This window comes from Paracoccus sediminis, assembly GCF_900188295.1.
GTDB classification, from domain to species: domain Bacteria; phylum Pseudomonadota; class Alphaproteobacteria; order Rhodobacterales; family Rhodobacteraceae; genus Paracoccus; species Paracoccus sediminis.
Genome location: NZ_FZNM01000007.1, coordinates 128,886 through 147,278, shown reverse-complemented (window position 1 = coordinate 147,278; position 18,393 = coordinate 128,886). Strand labels below are relative to the sequence as shown.

Here is an 18,393-nt window from a genome sequence, read left to right as displayed (position 1 = left end):
ACACCCGCGGAGGTCTTCGAGAGCAACCTGATGGCCATCAGAAACAGACTGGAGTAGAAGAAAAACAACGATTTGCGCTTCGGCGTGAGTTCTCAGCGAAGTGAGAGTGTGTCACTTCTGCAAGTCAGGAATGTTGCCTTGCTGGTCGAGCGGATTACCCGGTTTACTGCTGTCATGCGCAATGAGGATCGCCACTCCGAGCCGGACATGGAAGTACTGATTGCGGAGCTGGCGCCCCTGCCCGCCGAGGCGCGCCAGTCGAGAACCTTTGATGGCGGCACCGAGTTTTCGACCTGGCGGCGGCTGGAGGATCGGATCGGTGCCGCTGGTTGGCTCTGCAATCCGCAGGCGGCCTGGCGGAAAGAAACGGTCGAGAGCACGGACGGTAGGCTGATGAAGCATCTGCCCCACTCGACAGAGCCGACGGCATTTAAATCGGTACGAAAGGTCGCTTCGCCAGAGCATCATTTCCACGCCTTGCAAGTGGTGCTTTCTGAACACCCCGGAGATATCCGAAAGCAGCCCGACAGCCCTCAGAAACAGATCGCTTAAAACAAGACAACATTTTGCGTTTCGGCGTGAACTCACATCTTTTCATGGGAATTGGAACTTTATCCCGCGGCTGACGCTTTTGTGACCATGGGCGCATCTGGGCGCGCGGAAAGGACATCTGATGCGACTTTTGACGGCAAGTGTGCTGGGCGGGATGGTTTTGGCCTTGGCGGCCTGTGGTGAAACTGCGACTCAACGCGCCGCGACCGGCGGACTGGGCGGATTGGCGGTTGCCGGTCCCGCAGGCGCCGTGGTGGGCGGAACGGTGGGCGCCGCCACGGCGGAATGATCCGCCAAACCGGCCTCGAAACGGTCGCGCAACCCGCGCGGCCTTTTTCGTTGGCCTTGCGACACTTCCAGGCTTCCCCTACATCAGGATGGCAAAGGCAGAAGGATCGCCCCATGGCCATGGAAGCTCATGACATCGAAGCCCTCATACGCGCAGCGTTTCCACATGCGCAGATCACCATCACCGATCTTGCTGGCGATGGAAATCATTATGCGGCCGAGGTGATCGATGAAAGTTTTCGCGGCCAGAACCGGGTTCAGCAGCAGCGGGCCGTTTATGCCGCCCTGCAAGGCAAGATGGCCGGCAAGTCCGGCGAGTTGCACGCCCTTGCACTGACGACGAAAGCCCCCTGACCGAGGCTCCTGCCCCTTGGCCAGATCATCGGAAACAGGATGAAAAACATGACGGAAGTAACGGATAAGATTCAGGGACTGGTGGACGCGTCGGACGTCGTGCTGTTCATGAAGGGAACGCGGGACATGCCGCAATGCGGCTTTTCCAGCCGTGTCGTGGGCGTCCTGAATTACATGGGCGTTGATTATCAAGACGTGAACGTCTTGGCAGATGATGATATTCGACAGGGCATCAAGAATTTTTCGGACTGGCCGACCATTCCTCAGCTTTATGTCAAGGGCGAATTCGTAGGTGGCTGCGATATCATTACAGAGATGACGCTGTCGGGCGAACTGGATCAATTGCTGGATCAGAAGGGCATCGGTTACGACAAGATGGCGGCCGACAAGATCAGGGAAGCCAACGCCTGACCGATCGTTTTGATGAACATGGGCCGCACACTGCGGCCCATGTCATTTACAGAATGTCGTCCTCGTAATCAGGACCATCCCGCGTTTCTTTCAGCTTCGCAGCCAGCGTGACGCCGACGGCAAACGCTCCGATCAGTTTCGCGATGCTTGCCGCGTTGCTGTTGTTGGCGCGCGACAGGGTTTCTGCCGCGTCATCGACCTTGGCACGGACTGTGGTGATGTTGCTTGCCGTCAATCCGACCGTTTCGGCGGCATGGCGGGCCACGCCATAGACTCGGCGTTCGGTATCGTCCGCCAGCTTGTTGGCCCGGTAACTCGCCTGATCCATGAGAGAGGCAGCCTTGTTCCCTGCCCGGTCCAGCATCCGATCCGCTTCGATCCTGACCTTATCGACCGCCGCATCCCTGGCCAGGCTGATCCTTGCCTCGACCTCCTTGCGGAGATCGTCCTTGGTGGGCATTTCGTGCTTGGTCCGCTTTGCGACTGCCAAGAGGATCAGCGCGATCAGCACGAATATTCCGCCCACGATCAATGACGCCAAGGTTGGACCCAAGCGCAGGTTATGTGCCAGAAAGGACCACAAGGACGCGATCAGAAAGCCAACGGCAACGACCAGGATAACCCCGGCCGCCGCCTTTATGACCGACCTGCGCACCGTGTCCTTGAGGGCAAGTTGCAGACGCTGCGCATAATCGAACATGGGAAACCTCAGCGACGCGAAAGGATCAGGCCGATCAAAAAGCCGACTCCGGCCGCGATGCCAAGCGCCTGGGCGGGATTGCGACGCACCATCTCGGACACTTCGTCATAGCGTTCCTCGGCATAATGCGCGACATCCGAGGCGCGCTGCTGCCCCTGGTTGTACAGACGCTCTGCCTCGGCCTTGGCGCGGCCTGCGTATTCGCCGCCGACCTCGCGGGCGCGTTCGACATAATCCTGGGCGGTTTCGCGGACGTTCTGCGCCATGTCGGCGCCCTTGTCCTTGAGGTTTTCGGCGCTTGAATTCTGCGATAGCTTGTCCGCCGTGTCGCGGATATCGTCACCGATCTTTTTCGCGCCTTCACGGACGTCGGATTTCGCCTGCTGGCCAGCTGCCGAAGCGTCTTTCTTCATGTCGTCGAAGCTAGGATTGTTGGATTGAGCCATCGTGGTTTTTCCTCCGGTGTGATTGTCACCATCAAGGCCTAAACCCATCGGACAGGCCATTGTTCCGCAAGGCGGAAGAATAATCACGATCATGTCCGGGGAAGATGGTACCGCCTCCCCGGCTCGAACGGGGGACCTCTAGATCCACAATCTAGCGCTCTAACCGGCTGAGCTAAGGCGGCACGGATGCGTTCTGTAACGCCGGATGCGGGCTGTTGCAAGCCCGTCTTGCCGGGAAATAGCAGCCACGTTACAGAAAGCGATCACAGCAAGGGGTGATGACGATGAGCATTAACAGCCAAAGCACGGTCGCGGCCAACCTTCAGGTCGGACCGACGGATCAGGGCATGGTGCGGATCTATCTGGAGGCCGAGGGCATCGACCTGCCGCTGGATTTCGACCCCGACGAGGCCACCGAGATCGCTGAGGAGCTGCTGGCTGCGGCCGAGGCCGCGCGGCAAATCGGCACCAAGGCCAGCAAACCTAAAAAGCCGCGGCGTTGAATGCCTCGGGATCGGTCAGGCATTGAAGCCGTGATGCGGACACGCGGGCGAAATCGCGCATGACCCTGGATCGGCGGGCACCGGCGAGACGGGTTTCCGGCGCCATGCGCTGAATTTCGGCCCCATAGGCATCCGCGCAGATCAAGCCCGTTTCCCCCGGAAGAAGCTCGACCGGAAAATCACAATCGACCGCCCAGAAATAGCGGTCACACCATTCGACATAACCCCGCCATTTCTGGTCGCCCATGAAATCGGCGCGGCAGCTTTTGCATTCGACGATCCAGAATTCGCCTTTCGGTCCCATGCTGATGACATCGACGCGCAGCCCTCGGCTGGGAACGAATTCGGTCAGCACCGCATGATCCATGCTGCGCAACAGGCGCGCGACGCCGCGGGCCAGCCGCTGGCCCGGCATTGCAGGAAGGGAGGGGTCGAGCTGGTTCATCGCAGCATGATAGAACGAAGCGGCAACTTTCTTCAACCCGCTTGAAACCCGACCCCCCTGCCCCTAGCTGTTGATACGGCGGGTTTCTGCTCTTCTCGTGCGTGGCCATTTTTCCACTGGCCTATAATCTTTCCGAGGGGGCTGGCTCTGGCGTGACCCTGGTCTCGTTATCCGGCGCCCACCTGGTAATCCAGGCTTTCGGGAAATCTCGTGCCGCTCCGGTCGCTGCGGTTCCCGCCACCCTTTCCCCTTTGTGTCCCGGCAACGGCGTTTTCGAATAGAAAAGGGCGGCCTTGCGACCGCCCCTTGCTTGCTTCAGAAACGAGGATCAGAAACCGTAGACGACGGACACGCCCAGGGTGTTGTCCGTGCGAACCGGACGGTTCTCCTGATATTCCGTGGTATAGCTGACACGGGTCGCCAACTGATCCGACATCTTGAAGTTGACGCCGAACTGGTTCGTAATCACGTCGTCCGAATCTTCCGACGACAGATAGTCGGTGTCATTGGTGATGAACACCATGTCGTTGAAGCGGTGATACAGACGCGACGACACGATGTAGCCCACGCCGCTGTCGGACGAGTCCGCCACATCCTCGCGGACATAGATGCCATCCCCATCGTCATCGGTCAGATCGAAGCCCGACTTTTGCGCACCGGTTTGGGTATAGCGATAGCCGATACCGGCCTGCACGCGCCATGCGGTCGTATCGGTGTTGATAACGCGATAGCCGGGACCAACGCCGATAAAGCCATCGCGGGCGAAGTCGCCCAGCTTCTCGGAGATTTCTTCGTCCGGCTGACCGTCGTAATCAGCATCGCCATTGGCCAGACCATCAATGCTGAACCGACCCAGCACGAAGGCGTAAAGGCGATCATTGAAGTAGTAGGCGCCATCATAGATGGTCGAGACTTCTTCGTTGTCCTTGTTGCCTTGGTCGTCTTCACCGAATTCGATCAGCATGCCGACCGACTGCTGGAAGGGGCCTTGGTTGCTGGACACGCGGCCAGCCAGCGAAAAGTCCTGGCTTTCGTCGTTGCCAGTGCTTCCGGCATAGGTCAGGGCGACCGAACCGAACAGGCCTTCGCGGCGATCCGGGTTGCCAAAGCGGGCATCGTCCCGATCCCGGTCGAAATCGTCCTGGACGGCATCCTCGACATCAATGATGCGATCGTTGATGGCCGACACGCCCGTCGCATCGGCGCCGGCCGAAATTTCGCTTTGCGCGAACGCCGGGGCGGACAAGGCGGCCATCAGCGCGGCGGTGCCGGTCAGCAGCGTAACTTTTTTCATCTGTTCCTCACGAGCTGAGTTTTCGTTGTTCTGGCCGCCAACCGGCGCCAGAGCATCTCTGCAAGGGATGAAGTAGGTTTCCCCCGCGCCGGTTCACAGACCCGCGCCAAACCTTGCAAATTCACGAAAAAGTGAGATTGAACCTGTCGCCGGGCCATACGCAGGAATCCGCCGAAACACAGGTTTGATATCCCAATTGGGAACCTGTTTCGCTCTGTCACAACCTGTTAATCTTTATTCAGAAAATAGAATGGCGTTGAAATGCCGTCGCAGCTTTGCAACGATTCACGCTTGAAACATTGCCGTGACTGCATTCGATGCAGGCATGGGAGGATCAGGTTGCGATGCAGCGACTTGTTGCAGAATTGACACGCAACACGGTCGTTCGTGGCTTGGCTGCAATCGGCTTTACTGCCAGAGGGGCAGTCCAATCTTGCCAACGTTCAAAAACATGCCGTCAACGGCATCTGCGAGGCCCGCTCAGAAAGCCTCGGGCTGCAATTCCCGCGCGACGTGATCCAGCACCGCGTTCACGAATTTGGGTTCTCGGCTGTCTGGAAAGAACGCCTCGGCCAGCCGGACGTATTCCGAGATGACGACCTTTGGGGGGGTCTTGGGCGTCACCAGTTCGGCGCCTGCCGCGCGAAACAGCGCGCGCAGCACCGGGTCAATCCGGTCGATGGGCCATTTGGCGACAAGGCCACGGTCCGTTGCCTGGTCGATGCGCGACTGCCAGTTCACCGCGGCATCGACAACGCGCGCGAACAGCGCCTCGTCTGCGGGCAGATACCGCCCGTCTTCGTCCTCGGCGCCCAGGCGATGGATTTCAAATTCTCGCAGGACGCGATCGGCGGACTGGCCCGAGGCTTCCATCTGATACAGCGCCTGCACCGCATAGAAACGCGCACCGCTGCTGAGCGCGCGCCGGTCCGGGCGCCTTTCGGTCGGCTTGTCGTGCTTGGGGTTCATGATCCTGGCCTTGCAATGGGACCGGCTGACATGGAACGAAAGTCTTGGCCCGTCAAGCCCCGGCAGACGCCTCGGCCAGACGGGCGACATAGCGGGCAAGCGTGTCGATTTCCAGGTTGACCGCATCCCCGGTCGCCGTGCCGCCCCAGGTCGTGACCTGCCGGGTATGGGGAATCAGGTTGATGCCGAAGCGGTTTCCTGCGACCTCGTTCACAGTCAGCGAAGTTCCGTTCAAGGCCACCGATCCCTTTGGTGCGACAAACCGGGCCAGATGCGGCGGCGCCTCGAAAGTCATGCGCAGGCTGTCGCCTTCGTCTCGCATCTCGACCACCGTGGCGATGCCATCGACGTGGCCGCTGACGATATGCCCGCCCAGTTCGTCCCCGACCCGCAGCGCCCGTTCAAGGTTCAGCCGCCGCCCCTGCGGCCAGCCGCCGGGACCGATATTCGTCTTGGACAGCGTTTCGGCGGATATGTCGACGTCGAACCAGTTCGCCCCCTTGGCGACCACTGTCAAGCAGATGCCATCGCAGGCGATCGACGCGCCGGTGTCCACCGTCCCCATGTCATAGCCGCATCCGATCCTGGCGCGCATGTCGCCGCGCATCTCGATTGACAGCACGATGCCGATATCCGTGACGATGCCTGTGAACACCCGATCCATCCCTGCCTGAACGGCCAAGACCTAGAGGATGACGACAGGCCGCGCAAGATTGCCGCGCGTTAACGGCTTTTTAAGACCTTTGTGGTGCCATGCCCAAGGCGGCCAGAGTGTTCTTGTCAGGGTTGGGGCATGTTTCAGGAACGACGCGACGTTTCCCTGTTCGGAAAGCCTGCCCCCCTGCCCCCGCGGCAGCGCGTGTTCCTTTTGCTGCAAGGCCCTCACGGACCGTTCTTCGACCGGTTGGGCCGGTTGCTGCGGGCGGCCGGTTCGCAGGTCTGGCGGTGTTCGTTCAACGCGGGGGACGAATTCTTCTGGACCGACAAGCGGCGTCTGCTGCGCCATGAGGGCCACCAAGCCGACTGGCCCGCCCATCTGGACCGGATCATTGCCGACAAGGGCGTGACCGACATCGTGCTGTACGGTGATGTCAGGCCCATACACGCGGCGGCCCGTGCCGCGGCGCAAGCGTCCGGCCTGCGCCTCCATGTGTTCGAGGAAGGGTATCTGCGGCCCTACTGGATCAGCTATGAACGGGACGGATCGAACGGACATTCGGCGCTGGTGGACATTTCCCTGACGAGGATGCGCGCCACCCTGCGCGACACCATGACCGAGGTGCGGCGTCCGCCCGCCCACTGGGGCGACATGCGCCAGCACAAGTTCTATGGCGCGTTCTATCATTTCCTGGTCCTGGTCGCGAACCGGCGATACCGCCAGTTTCGCAGCCATCGCGCCCTGCCGATCCGCGACGAATTCTGGCTGAACCTGCATCGCCTGATCCTGACCCCGCTGCATTCGCTGACACGGACGATCCAGTGGCGGCGGTTCCGGTCTTCCGGCAATCCCTATGTGCTGGTGCCCATGCAACTGGAACACGATTCCAACATGCAGGGCCATTCGGGCTTCAGGGTCAATCGTCAGTTCGTGGACCAGGTCGTGGCGGAATTCGCCGCGTCCGCACCAAGCCATCATCACCTGCTGTTCAAGGCCCACCCGCTGGAGGACGGGCGCGCCCGGAACCGCCGGTCCATCCGCGAGGCGGCGTCGCGCCACGCGATATCGGATCGCGTCCATTACTTTCGCGGCGGCAAGCTGGCGGACATGCTGGCCCATGCGCGCGCGGTGGTCACGGTCAATTCGACGGCCGCCCAGCAGGCGCTGTGGCGCGGGCTTCCGGTCAAGGCGCTGGGGCGGGCGGTCTATTGCAAGCAGGGGCTGGTGTCGGATCAACCGCTGGGCGAATTCCTGCGGGATCCGCAGCAGCCAGATACCGCATCCTACCGGGTCTTTCGCGATTACCTGCTGCAAACCAGCCAGGTTCCGGGGGGATTTTACTCGCGCCGGTCGCGCGCCCATGCGCTGCGCCTGGTCGCCGATCTCATCCTCGCGCCCGACGATCCCTATCACGCCCTGGCGGCCGGCCGATTTCAGCGACGCCAGCAGGTCGGCGAACTTCTGGACTAGGCCATATCGGGATATGGCGTCCGGGCGCGGCAGACGCTACATTGCCGCGGAACCGGGCGGCAAGTCCGGGCCAAAGGAACAGGAGTTTCGGAAGGTGACAGTGAACCCTTCGCCAGCCCGCATCGTGGCGGGACTTTCCGTGCGTGTGGTCGTCATCGCGGCCCTGACGCTGCTGGCGGCGTGCAGCCTGCCACGATCCGGGCCCAGCAAGAACGAGATTTATTCGGGGGCCGTCGAAAAGGGCGGCAACGCGCATGTGATCTATGTCAACGATCACGTCGCCCGTGCCACGAACTTTACCCCGGCCTATGGATTTTCGAACAGCTTCTTGCGCGCAGGACAGGTGGGCGCCGATGAAATCCGTGCGGGCGATGTCCTGGGTCTGGCGATCTGGGAAAACGTCGATGACGGGTTGCTGACGTCGCTGGGAACCAGTTCGACCGCCTTGCAGGAAATCCAGGTGGACAGCGCGGGATATATCTTCGTGCCCTATGCCGGCCGGGTGCAGGCGGCAGGAAACACCCCGGACCAGCTGCGCCAGATCATCACCGAACGCCTGGCAACCCAGACGCCCGATCCGCAGGTGACGGTGGCCCGCGTGGCGGGCGACGGCGCCACGGTGTCGGTGATGGGCAAGGTGACGGCGCAGGGCGTCTATCCCATCGAGCGCCCGACCCGCACCCTGTCCGCGATGCTGGCCCGGTCTGGCGGCGTCTCCATCGAACCCGAAATCGCGGTTATCACGGTCAAGCGCGGCAACGACACGGGCAAGGTCTGGCTGACCGATCTTTATTCCAACGCCAGCAACGATATTGCGCTGCGCCCCGGCGACGTCATCCTGGTCGAGGAAGATCAGCGCAGCTTCACCGCGCTTGGCGCCCTGGGTGGCCAGACCCGCGTTCCCCTGGGCAACGAGATGATCGATGCGGTCGAGGCCGTGGCAATGGTGGGCGGCCTGAATTCCAGCCTTGCCGATCCCACAGGCGTCTTCATCCTGCGGGACGAACCAGAATCGGTCGCGTCCCGCGTGCTGGGCAAGACGGTTAACGGGACGCAGCGCATGGCCTATGTGCTGGATTTGACGCGCCCGAACGGGCTGTTCCTGGCCCGCGATTTCCTGATCCGCGACGAAGATACGGTCTATGTGACCGAAGCGCCCTATGTGCAGTGGCAAAAACGCCTCGCCTCGCTGATCGGGCCGCTGAATTCGGCAAATTCGGTCCAGAACCTGACGCAGTGACCCGCCGATGACCAACGGATCGAAAGCCGCCGGAACCGGAACCCGGCGACTTTTCGCGTTCAATCGCGGCTTTTGGCATGGCCCTCGCCTGCGTCGGATCCTTGAACTGGCAGGATGGGATCTGCGGTTCGGTCTGCCGGGCGCGGGGGATGACGTGGCGATCTGGGGGGCCAGCCCGACGGCTTGGCGCGGCCGCGCCATCGCTGCGCGCGCGGGTGCCCGGCTGATTGCGGTCGAGGACGCGTTTCTGCGGTCCATCCTGCCGGGCCGCGCGCGGGGCCGTGTCGCCTCGCGCGGTCCCATCGGACTGATGATCGACCCGCATGGCCTGCATTTTGATCCGGGGCGGCCATCCCTGATCGAACGGCTGATCGTCCAGGGGGCGACCGCCGGTCACGAACAGCGGGCGCTGGACGGGATCGCGCGGCTGCGGGCCTTGGATCTGTCCAAGTACAATGCCCACCGTCCCGACCTGCCTGCGCCAGAACCGGGTTATGTGCTGGTGATCGATCAGACCAGGGGCGACGCCTCGCTGATGGGGGCGGGCCGAGACCGGTTCCTGGCGATGCTGGACGCGGCGCGGCGTGAAAACCCTGGCCGTTCGATCCTGCTGCGCAGCCACCCCGAAACCATCCGGGGGTTGCGTCCCGGCCATCTGGGACCATCGGATCTGCGCCCCGGCGACAGCCTTTGCGGCACCGAGACATCGCCGTGGCGGCTGCTGGACAACGCCCACGCGATCTATGCCGTCAGTTCCCAGTTGGGATACGAGGCGATCCTGGCCGGTCACGTTCCCCGCCTTTTCGGCCAGCCCTTTTACGCCGGCTGGGGTTTGTCGCAGGACCGCGATCCCCTGCCGTCTGGCCGCCGGGGTTCCGCCACGGTCGATGCGCTGTTCGCCGCCAGCCATCTTCTGGCGCCTGTCTGGTACGATCCCTGTCGCGATTGCCTGACCGGCTTTGACGGCGCGGTCGATCAGATCGAGGCCGAGGCAAGGGCGTTCCGCCAGGATCGTGACGGCCATCTGGCCTATGGAATGCGGTTGTGGAAACGCCCGTTCATCTCTCGCGCCTTCGGCGACGGCACGGGGGTTCGGTTCGCGAACCGGCCCTCGCCCTCAGTAACGCTGGCCTGGGCGGGCAAGGCTGACGCCACCCCGCAGGCCATCAGGGTCGAGGACGGGTTCCTGCGATCGCGCGGCCTGGGCGCCGACCTGACGCCACCGCTGTCGCTGGTGGCCGACGATCTTGGCATCCATTACGATCCGACCCGCGAAAGCCGTCTGGAACGGCTGATTGCGGATGGTCCGCCGCCGGCCGGCAGGGCGCGGGCGGTTCGCCTGATCGAGGCAATCCTTGCGGCAAGACTGTCCAAATACAACCTGATGGGGGCCGCCTATCGCCCCGCCCCCACGACACGCCGCCGCATCCTGGTGCCCGGCCAGGTCCAGGACGACGCCTCGATCCGGCTTGGCGCGGGATCGGAGCGGACGAACCTTGACCTGCTGCGCCGTGTGCGGCGCGACAATCCCGACGCGCATCTGATCTTCAAGCCGCATCCCGATGTCGAGGCCGGGTTGCGGGCCGGCGCCATTTCCGCCGATCTGGCCGACGAAATCGCCCTTGCCACGGACCCCGCCGCCCTGCTGGACCATGTGGACGAGGTTTGGACCATCACCTCGACCCTGGGGTTCGAGGCGCTGATGCGGGGCATTCCGGTCACGACCCTGGGGGCGCCATTTTATGCTGGCTGGGGGCTGACGCGCGATCTTGGACCGGTCCCCGTGCGGCGGGTGGCGCGCCCGGATCTGACAACCCTGGTTCATGCGTGCCTGATCGCCTATCCCCGGTATCGCGATCCGATCACCGGCCTGCCCTGCCCGGTCGAGGTCGCCGTGGACCGGCTGCGCAACGGCATAACCCTGCGCCCGCCCGCGCTTCGCCTGCTGGCCCGGATGCAGGGCCTGCTGGCGGGTCGCGCCTGGCTGTGGCGCCGCTGAAGAACAAAAAAAGGAACGTTTTCGCGGTCCCCGCGCCGTTTGCCGAACGCCTCGGCCGCATTCCGGCCCCAGGCGGACCGGCGCGTTCGAATGCCCGTTGGACCATGGAACAACGTTCCGCGCATCACGTCCGTGCGACCTGGCCCTGTTCCTTGGCAAGGCGAAGACCCGTTGCTAACTGTGGCCCGCCACCAGGAAGGTCCGCCCATGTCGCTTGCCATCTCTCATCTTGCCCGGCGCTTCGGCGCGACCGAGGTTCTGCGCGGGATCGAGCTGGAGGTTCCGCAAGGCGAACTGATTGCGTTGCTGGGGCCGTCCGGTTCGGGCAAGACCACCCTGCTGCGCATCATCGCGGGCCTTGACTGGCCGGATGCCGGCCGCCTGTCCTTTGACGGGACCGACTGGCTGGCAAAATCGGCCGCTGAACGCCGCATCGGTTTCGTGTTTCAGCATTACGCCCTGTTTCCGCACATGACGATGCGCGACAACATCGCCTTTGGCCTGACCGTCCTGCCGCGCGCGGAACGGCCCGGCAAGACGCAGATCGCGGCGGTGGTGGACGGGCTGTTACAGTTCTTGCAGATCGGCGGGCTGGCTGACCGTTATCCGGCCGAACTGTCCGGCGGGCAGCGCCAGAGGGTCGCCCTGGGCCGTGCCATGGCGACCCAACCACGGGTGCTGCTGCTGGACGAGCCTTTCGGCGCGCTTGATGCGCAAGTCCGCCGCGACCTGCGCCGCTGGTTGCGCGGTGTCCATGACAGCGCCGGAACCACAACGATTTTCGTGACCCACGACCAAGAGGAAGCGTTCGAGCTTGCGGACCGCGTGGTCGTGATGAACGGCGGGATCATCGAACAGATCGGCCACCCCGACCAGATCTATGACCATCCCGCGACCCCCTTCGTGGCGCGATTCCTGGGCCTGACGGTCGAACTGCCGGTCACGATGCACACGGGCCGGGCCTGTGCCGCGGGTCTGGACCTGACCGGTCTGCCGCGCCGCGCCATCGCCGACGGCGCCGCGACGCTGTTCCTGCGCCCGGCCGACATCCGCCCCGTCCCCGAAGCCACCGCACCCTTCCACGTGACCGAGATCGCCTCGACCGGTGCGTTGCTGCGGATCGTCGCGCAGGACGCTGCCGGATGCCGTATCGAATCCGAGGTGCCGCGCCGCGACGGGCGCGATCTGGCGGTCGGACAGGCGGTTAGCCTGCGAGCCGCCGCCGGACAGATCTTTCCAACCGGCGCGCCCATCGGCGCCGTGCCTGCCGAAACGCCATACACCCTAAAGGAAGCCCGCCCGTGAAAACTCGTCTGACCACCGCCCTGGCCCTGGTGCTGGGCCTCGCCTCTCCCGTGGCCGCGCAGGATGCTATCCTGAACGTGTCCTATGACATCGCACGAGAATTGTTCGCCGAGTTGAACCCAGTGTTCGCCAAGCAGTGGCAGGAACAGACCGGCCGGACCGTGGCCATCGACCAGTCGCATGGCGGATCGTCCAAGCAGGCCCGCGCCATCCTGGAAGGGCTGCCCGCCGATGTCGTGACCTTCAACCAGGTGACGGACATCGAGGTGCTGGCCGAGGGCGGCATGGTCGATGAAAACTGGCGCGAAGCGTTCCCGAATGGGGCATCACCCTATTACTCTCTGCCCGCCTTTCTTGTCCGCGAGGGAAATCCCAAGAGCATCGACGACTGGGACGATCTGGTCCGGGACGGGGTGCAGGTGATTTTTCCGAACCCCAAGACCAGCGGCAATGCCCGCTATACCTATCTGGCGGCCTATGCCTATGCGCTTGAAACGAACGGCGGCGATCACGCCGCGGCGCAGGAGTTTGTGAAGAAGATCTTCGCCAATGTGCCGGTTTTCGACCAAGGCGGCCGCGCGGCCACCGCGACATTCGCCGAACGGAACATCGGCGACGTGCTGATTACCTTCGAGGCTGAAACCGGCGGCATCGCCCGGCAGTATGCCGATGCCAAGCTGGAAAGGGTTACGCCGTCGTTGTCCGTTCTGGCCGAATTCCCCATTGCCGTCGTGACCGAGAACGCCGAGGACAAGGGGACTGCCGAGGTGTCGAAGGCATATCTCGATTTCCTGTATTCCCCCGAGGCGCAGCGGATCCTGGCGCAGAACTTCAACCGCGTGCCCGATCAGGCGATCACCGCCGAATTTGCGGCGAACTTTCCCGATGTGAAGCTGGTCACGGTCGAAGACGTGTTTGGCGGCTGGGACACGGTGCAGCAGGACCACTTTGCCGAGGGCGGAATCCTCGATTCCGTGTTCGTCAACCAATGATGGCGATGGCGGTCGCATCCGGCGGCGGGCGGCAACGACGTGTTCTGCCGGGCTTTGGCCTGACCATGGGCCTGACGCTGACCTATGTCGGTATCGTCGTTTTGCTGCCGGTCATCGCTCTGGCCCTGAAGGGGGCCGAAATCGGACCCGTCCGGTTTTGGGATATCGTGACCGCCCCCCGCACGCTGGCCGCGCTGCGGCTGACCGTTACCGCTGCCGCCCTGGCGACGGTGTTCAACGCGTTCTATGGCCTGCTGATGGCCTGGATTCTGGTCCGATACCGGTTTCCGGGCCGCAGGCTGCTGGATGCGATGATGGACATTCCGTTTGCCCTGCCGACCGCCGTGGCGGGCCTTGCGCTGACCGCCCTGTTTTCGGAAAACGGCTGGTATGGTCAGGTTCTGGCGCCAGCCGGAATTTCCGTCGTCTATACGATCTGGGGCGTCGCGGTCGCGATGTCCTTCACCTCGATCCCTTTTGTGGTGCGTACCGTCCAGCCCATTCTCGAGGATCTGGATACCAGCCAGGAGGAAGCGGCCCGCACGTTGGGCGCGACGCCGTTCCAGGTGTTTTCCAAGGTGATCTTTCCGGCGATCCTGCCATCCTTTCTTGTCGGCGCGACCATCGCCTTTGCCCGGTCGCTGGGTGAATTCGGCGCGGTCATCTTCATCGCCGGGAACCTGCCCATGAAGACCGAGATCGCCTCGCTTCTGGCGGTCATCCGGCTAGAGGAATACGATTACAACGGGGCTGCCGCGATCGCGCTGACCCTTGTGGCCATCGCCATGGCGCTTTTGGTGCTGTCGAACTGGCTGCAATCGCGCCTGACCCGCCGCAGGGTTCCGGCATGACCACCACGACCGCCCCCGCCGCCTTGGCCCCGCGCCAGGACCGCAGCGCCCCGTGGCTACTGATCGCGGTCGCCGTCGTGCTGACGCTGTTCATCGTCGTGGTACCGCTGATCTATATCTTCTGGCGCGCGCTGTCCGAAGGTTGGGGGATCTTTGTCCAGAATATCCTGGCCCCCGATACCCTGCACGCGATCTGGCTGACCTCGGTGGTGGCGGTCATCACCTTGCCCGTCAATCTTGCCATCGGCACAAGCGCCGCATGGCTGATCGCGCGGTTTTCCTTTCCGGGCCGCAAGGCGCTGTTGACGCTGATCGAGCTGCCGTTTTCCATCTCTCCGATTATCGCCGGGGTCTGTTATCTGCTGCTTTACGGACGGCAGGGGCTGCTGGGGCCGGTTCTGGCAGCAGGCGATGTCACCATCCTGTTCGCGCTGCCGGGGATCGTGATGGTCACGCTGTTCGTCACCAGTCCATTCGTCGCGCGCGAAATCCTGCCGCTGATGCAGGCGCAGGGGTCGGAACAGGAACAGGCCGCGCTGACGCTGGGCGCGTCGGGCTGGCAGATATTCCGGCGGGTGACGCTGCCGAATATCCGCTGGGCCTTGCTGTACGGCGCGGTTCTGGCGACGGCGCGCGCGGTCGGGGAATTCGGCGCCGTATCCGTGGTGTCGGGTGCGATCCGCGGCCAGACGAACACCCTGCCTTTGCAGATCGAACTGCTGTTCAACGACCTGAACACCGTCGGCGCCTTTGCCGCCGCATCGACCCTGACGCTGATTGCGCTGGTGGTGCTGATTCTGAAAACCGTGCTCGAGGGACGGACCGCCTGATTAGCGGCGAAAGTCGGTTGGCCGGATCGCATGTCGGGCCAGCTTGTCGTAAAAGGTCTTGCGCGGCAGCCGCAGCCGTCCCATCGCCGCCGTCGCATTGCCGCCAGCCAGCCGCAACGCATCGCGGATCAGTTCGGCCTCGTATGCGGCGACCAGATCGGCAAGGCCCGGCGCGGATTCGTCCGCCTGCGCATCAAAGGGCGTGATCCCGACGGCCTGGCTTTCCGCAAAGCCGCGCAGTTCCGGCAGGTTTCCGGGCCAGCCATGCGCCGACAGCCGGGCTTTGCCTGCGCCGGTCATGGGCGGGGCGGGCCGGTCCAGCCGGGCGCAGGCCGCCAGCAGGAAATGGCGGAACAGCGCGGGAATATCCTCTCGCCGTTCGGCAAGCGACGGCACGGACAGCACGGTGCCCGACAGGCGATAGAACAGGCGCGTGTCGATACGACCCTCGGCCGCCATGCGCGGCAGATCGCCGCTGGTCGATGCAAGGATCTGCACGTCCAAGGGCCGGGGCGCGGCAGCCCCGGCAGGCCGGAACTCGTCGGCTTCGAGGATGGCCGAAATCCTTGCCTGCATGGCCGGGGTCAGCCCGTCCACGCGGTCCAGGAACAGCACACCCCGCTGCGCCCGTTCCAACTGGCCCGCCTGCCTTGCGCCGCGCGGGGTGGCGGCGTCGCTGCCCAGCAGGTCGGCGTCGAACCGCGCATCGTCCAGGGCATCACAGGCCAGATGCACGAAGGGACGGGCACGGCGCGGCCCCAGGCGGTGGATCGCGCGGGCTGCCGTCAGCTTGCCCGCGCCATCGGGACCAACCAGCAGCGCATTGCTCCCGGCTTCGGCGACGCGATCCAAGGCCGTGCGCAGATGCTGCATCACCTCGCTGCTGCCGCCCAGTTCTGGAAAAGCGTCGGCGGGGTCATGGCTGGCCTGCCGCAGCTGGCGATTTTCCAGAACCAAGGCACGGGCGCCAATGGCGCGGTGCAGCGCCGCCAGCAGGACATCGCGCGCCACGGGCTTGGTCAGGAAATCATAGGCACCGGCCTTCAACGCGACGACCGCCATCGGCACATCGCCATGCCCGGTCAACAGGATCACCGGCAGATCCGGGTCGATGGCGTGAAGCCGCCGGAACAGGTCCAGACCGTCCATGCCGGGCATCCGCACGTCGGACAGCACGACACCGGGATAATCGCGCGTGATCCCCCTCAGCGCATCGGCGGCAAGGCTGAATTCCTCGACGTTGATCCCGGCCAGGCGCAGGGTCTGCACCTGCGCAGCGCGCAGGTCGTCATCGTCGTCCACCAGTCGGACAAGGCTTGTCATGGCGCGCGCCTCAGCGTCACGCGGAAGGTGGCGCCCGGTCCCGTCCCGGCGGCATCGGCGGTCAGGTCGCCGCCGAGATCGCGCGCGATGTCGCGCGAAATCACCAGCCCCAACCCAAGGCCCTGCGCCTTGCTGGTGGCAAAGGGCGCGAAAAGCTGGTCCCTGACCTGCCCGGACAGGCCTGGACCGTTGTCGGCGACGGTCAGGGTGACAAAAGCCGGGTCGGCTGCGACCGCGATGCGGACCCAGGGATCGGCGCGGCCTTCCTGCGCCTCGAACGCGTTGGTCAGCAGGTTCACAACAATCTGCTCCAGCCGCACCTGTTCGCCGATCACTGCCAGATCGTCGGGGATTCGGGGAAGATGAACGGGAATGTCGTTGTCCTTGCGCCGCCCGGCGGTCAGCAGCAGGGACGATTCGACCACGGTGCGCAGGGGAACGGGACCGACATCGCCGGTCGCCTTGCGGGCAAAGCTGCGCAATTGCCCGGTGATCTGCCCGATCCGATCGGTCATGCGGGCGATGCGTGACAGGTTGTCGCCCGCCGGTCCGCCGGGATCCATAGCCTGCCCGTTTTCGGCCAGCAACCGGATCGCGGCAAGGGGCTGGTTGATCTCGTGGGCGACGCCCGCGGTGATCTGGCCCATCGTCGCCAGCTTGTTGGCCTGCACAAGATCGGCCTGCATTTGCGACAGGCGCGCCTGCGCCGCCTGGCGTTCGCGCATCTCGTCGGACAGGTCGCGGGTGCGTTCGGCCACGGCGCGTTCCAGTTCGGACCGATAGGCGCGGTCGGCTTCGGCCTTGCGGACGGCACGCCGCCGCGACCGCCGGGCTTGGTCGGCGACTGCCATCAGCAGCACCATGGCCAGCATCGCAGCCCCCGCGCCATACACCGCTGTCTGCCGCGCCTTTGCAGTCGGGACATACATCGTGACGGTCCATCCCGTCCCGCGCACCGGCAGCGCGATGGGCAGATTGTCCCGAGGTGGCGCGGGCGTGATCGTAAAGCGGCGGGCGGCATCCGTCGTGATGATGACACGGCCATCGGCCTCGGTCACATGGGTTGCGTTCGGACTGAGCGCCCAAGCCGCCTCCAGCGTGCTGAATTCGACCTTGACAACCACCACGCCCAGGACCATGCCGCCGTCGCGCACGTCGTGGGACAGATAGAGGCCCGGTTGACCGCTGACGGTGCCAAGCGCGAATTCCATCGCCGTCGGATCGGCCCGGCGGAAATAGTCGCGAAAGCTGTAGTCATGCCCGACAAAGCTGTCGGCCCGGTTCCAATTGGACGCAGCAACCGTGCGGCCCGTCCGGTCCAGCAGATAGAGAACCGTGCTTTGCGTCGCGGCCCGCAGCCGTTCCAGCTTGGCCGACAGGGCGTCGCGGTTGCCGGGCGCCCCCCCGCGCAGGATTTCCTTGACCGAGGCGTCGTCGGACAGGATCGCCACGACAGCGCCTTGCCGGTCCAGGATGCTTTCCAGCGTCAGCGCGCGCGATTGGGCCGCCGCAAGTCCTTCGCTTTCCAGACTTTCCAGGGCGCTCGCACGTATGGTCCAAAAGGTCGCCATCCAGACCGCCGCCAGCAGCACGGCCGCGGCAAGGGCGACAAGCCATTTCATCCCACGCAGGGACCGCAGCGGCGAATCGGACGCTGTTGCCGTCATGGCGCGACTGTCTGCATCGGCAGGTTCCAGGGCGGAATGTTTCATATTCCACACTAGCAGGTTCCGATTGTGTGGAAAACCACACGGTTTCCGCCG

20 protein-coding genes and 1 tRNA gene are annotated in these 18,393 nt (G+C 64.0%); 12 read left to right on the top strand and 9 right to left on the bottom strand.

Annotated features, from left to right (window positions below):
• Positions 1-138 precede the first annotated feature (138 nt).
• The 4 genes from CHB77_RS11630 (at position 139) to grxD (ending at position 1,605) form a co-directional block, all read left to right on the top strand.
• Entirely contained in the window at positions 139-552 is a 414-nt protein-coding gene (locus CHB77_RS11630) for a hypothetical protein (protein WP_089388378.1), read from the top strand.
• A 121-nt stretch (positions 553-673) separates the two neighbouring features.
• Complete coding sequence (locus CHB77_RS18340; RefSeq protein ID WP_165456271.1) at positions 674-841, top strand: hypothetical protein; 168 nt, start codon at positions 674-676, stop codon at positions 839-841.
• A gap of 113 nt (positions 842-954) precedes the next feature.
• Positions 955-1,194 (top strand): BolA/IbaG family iron-sulfur metabolism protein, encoded by a 240-nt coding sequence (locus CHB77_RS11620; RefSeq protein ID WP_089388377.1) that lies wholly within the window; start codon positions 955-957, stop codon positions 1,192-1,194.
• 48 nt (positions 1,195-1,242) lie between these two features.
• Positions 1,243-1,605, top strand: coding sequence for a Grx4 family monothiol glutaredoxin (gene grxD, locus CHB77_RS11615; protein WP_089388376.1), 363 nt, complete (start codon positions 1,243-1,245; stop codon positions 1,603-1,605).
• A gap of 46 nt (positions 1,606-1,651) precedes the next feature.
• On the opposite strand, the gene CHB77_RS11610 is transcribed toward grxD, so the two are convergent.
• The 3 genes from CHB77_RS11610 to CHB77_RS11600 form a co-directional block, all read right to left on the bottom strand.
• Positions 1,652-2,305 (bottom strand): phage holin family protein, encoded by a 654-nt coding sequence (locus CHB77_RS11610; protein WP_089388375.1) that lies wholly within the window; start codon positions 2,303-2,305, stop codon positions 1,652-1,654.
• 8 nt (positions 2,306-2,313) lie between these two features.
• Positions 2,314-2,844 (bottom strand): ElaB/YgaM/YqjD family protein, encoded by a 531-nt coding sequence (locus CHB77_RS11605; protein WP_242626632.1) that lies wholly within the window; start codon positions 2,842-2,844, stop codon positions 2,314-2,316.
• Positions 2,845-2,856: 12 nt separating this feature from the next.
• Positions 2,857-2,933: transfer RNA gene (locus CHB77_RS11600), tRNA-His, on the bottom strand.
• Between the two features lie 102 nt (positions 2,934-3,035).
• Between CHB77_RS11600 and CHB77_RS11595 the strand changes: the two genes are divergently transcribed.
• A complete protein-coding gene (locus CHB77_RS11595) occupies positions 3,036-3,254 on the top strand; it encodes a DUF6324 family protein (protein ID WP_089388373.1) in 219 nt (72 codons plus the stop codon).
• Here CHB77_RS11595 and CHB77_RS11590 read toward each other — a convergent pair.
• The 4 genes from CHB77_RS11590 to CHB77_RS11575 all read right to left on the bottom strand — a co-directional run bounded on the left by CHB77_RS11590 (position 3,235) and on the right by CHB77_RS11575 (position 6,617).
• Positions 3,235-3,699: an MmcB family DNA repair protein gene (locus CHB77_RS11590; protein WP_089388372.1), complete on the bottom strand. Its 465-nt coding sequence runs from the start codon at positions 3,697-3,699 to the stop codon at positions 3,235-3,237. The two genes, CHB77_RS11595 and CHB77_RS11590, sit on opposite strands and share 20 nt — an antisense overlap.
• A gap of 328 nt (positions 3,700-4,027) precedes the next feature.
• Entirely contained in the window at positions 4,028-4,993 is a 966-nt protein-coding gene (locus tag CHB77_RS11585) for a DUF481 domain-containing protein (protein WP_089388371.1), read from the bottom strand.
• Positions 4,994-5,473: 480 nt separating this feature from the next.
• Positions 5,474-5,962, bottom strand: a complete 489-nt coding sequence (gene nusB, locus CHB77_RS11580) for a transcription antitermination factor NusB (RefSeq protein ID WP_089388370.1) — start codon at positions 5,960-5,962, stop codon at positions 5,474-5,476.
• Between the two features lie 52 nt (positions 5,963-6,014).
• Positions 6,015-6,617, bottom strand: coding sequence for a riboflavin synthase (locus CHB77_RS11575; protein ID WP_089388393.1), 603 nt, complete (start codon positions 6,615-6,617; stop codon positions 6,015-6,017).
• Between the two features lie 138 nt (positions 6,618-6,755).
• Between CHB77_RS11575 and CHB77_RS11570 the strand changes: the two genes are divergently transcribed.
• The 7 genes from CHB77_RS11570 to cysW all read left to right on the top strand — a co-directional run bounded on the left by CHB77_RS11570 (position 6,756) and on the right by cysW (position 15,307).
• Positions 6,756-8,090: a capsule biosynthesis protein gene (locus tag CHB77_RS11570; RefSeq protein WP_089388369.1), complete on the top strand. Its 1,335-nt coding sequence runs from the start codon at positions 6,756-6,758 to the stop codon at positions 8,088-8,090.
• A 100-nt stretch (positions 8,091-8,190) separates the two neighbouring features.
• The gene (locus CHB77_RS11565) at positions 8,191-9,330 is read left to right on the top strand and encodes a polysaccharide biosynthesis/export family protein (RefSeq protein WP_423212896.1); all 1,140 of its coding nucleotides are present in this window, start codon (positions 8,191-8,193) and stop codon (positions 9,328-9,330) included.
• 7 nt (positions 9,331-9,337) lie between these two features.
• Positions 9,338-11,329 (top strand): capsular polysaccharide biosynthesis protein, encoded by a 1,992-nt coding sequence (locus CHB77_RS11560; RefSeq protein ID WP_089388367.1) that lies wholly within the window; start codon positions 9,338-9,340, stop codon positions 11,327-11,329.
• A 207-nt stretch (positions 11,330-11,536) separates the two neighbouring features.
• Positions 11,537-12,634, top strand: coding sequence for a sulfate/molybdate ABC transporter ATP-binding protein (locus CHB77_RS11555; protein WP_089388366.1), 1,098 nt, complete (start codon positions 11,537-11,539; stop codon positions 12,632-12,634).
• On the top strand, positions 12,631-13,626 hold the full coding sequence (locus tag CHB77_RS11550) for a sulfate ABC transporter substrate-binding protein (protein WP_089388365.1): 996 nt from the start codon (positions 12,631-12,633) through the stop codon (positions 13,624-13,626). Before CHB77_RS11555 ends, CHB77_RS11550 begins: the two co-directional genes overlap by 4 nt.
• Positions 13,627-13,631: 5 nt before the next feature.
• The gene (gene cysT, locus CHB77_RS11545; RefSeq protein WP_089388364.1) at positions 13,632-14,477 is read left to right on the top strand and encodes a sulfate ABC transporter permease subunit CysT; all 846 of its coding nucleotides are present in this window, start codon (positions 13,632-13,634) and stop codon (positions 14,475-14,477) included.
• The gene (gene cysW / locus CHB77_RS11540) at positions 14,474-15,307 is read left to right on the top strand and encodes a sulfate ABC transporter permease subunit CysW (protein WP_089388363.1); all 834 of its coding nucleotides are present in this window, start codon (positions 14,474-14,476) and stop codon (positions 15,305-15,307) included. Before cysT ends, cysW begins: the two co-directional genes overlap by 4 nt.
• On the opposite strand, the gene CHB77_RS11535 is transcribed toward cysW, so the two are convergent.
• On the bottom strand, positions 15,308-16,630 hold the full coding sequence (locus CHB77_RS11535) for a sigma-54-dependent transcriptional regulator (RefSeq protein WP_089388362.1): 1,323 nt from the start codon (positions 16,628-16,630) through the stop codon (positions 15,308-15,310).
• On the bottom strand, positions 16,627-18,342 hold the full coding sequence (locus CHB77_RS11530; RefSeq protein WP_242626634.1) for an ATP-binding protein: 1,716 nt from the start codon (positions 18,340-18,342) through the stop codon (positions 16,627-16,629). Before CHB77_RS11530 ends, CHB77_RS11535 begins: the two co-directional genes overlap by 4 nt.
• Positions 18,343-18,393: the final 51 nt, after the last annotated feature.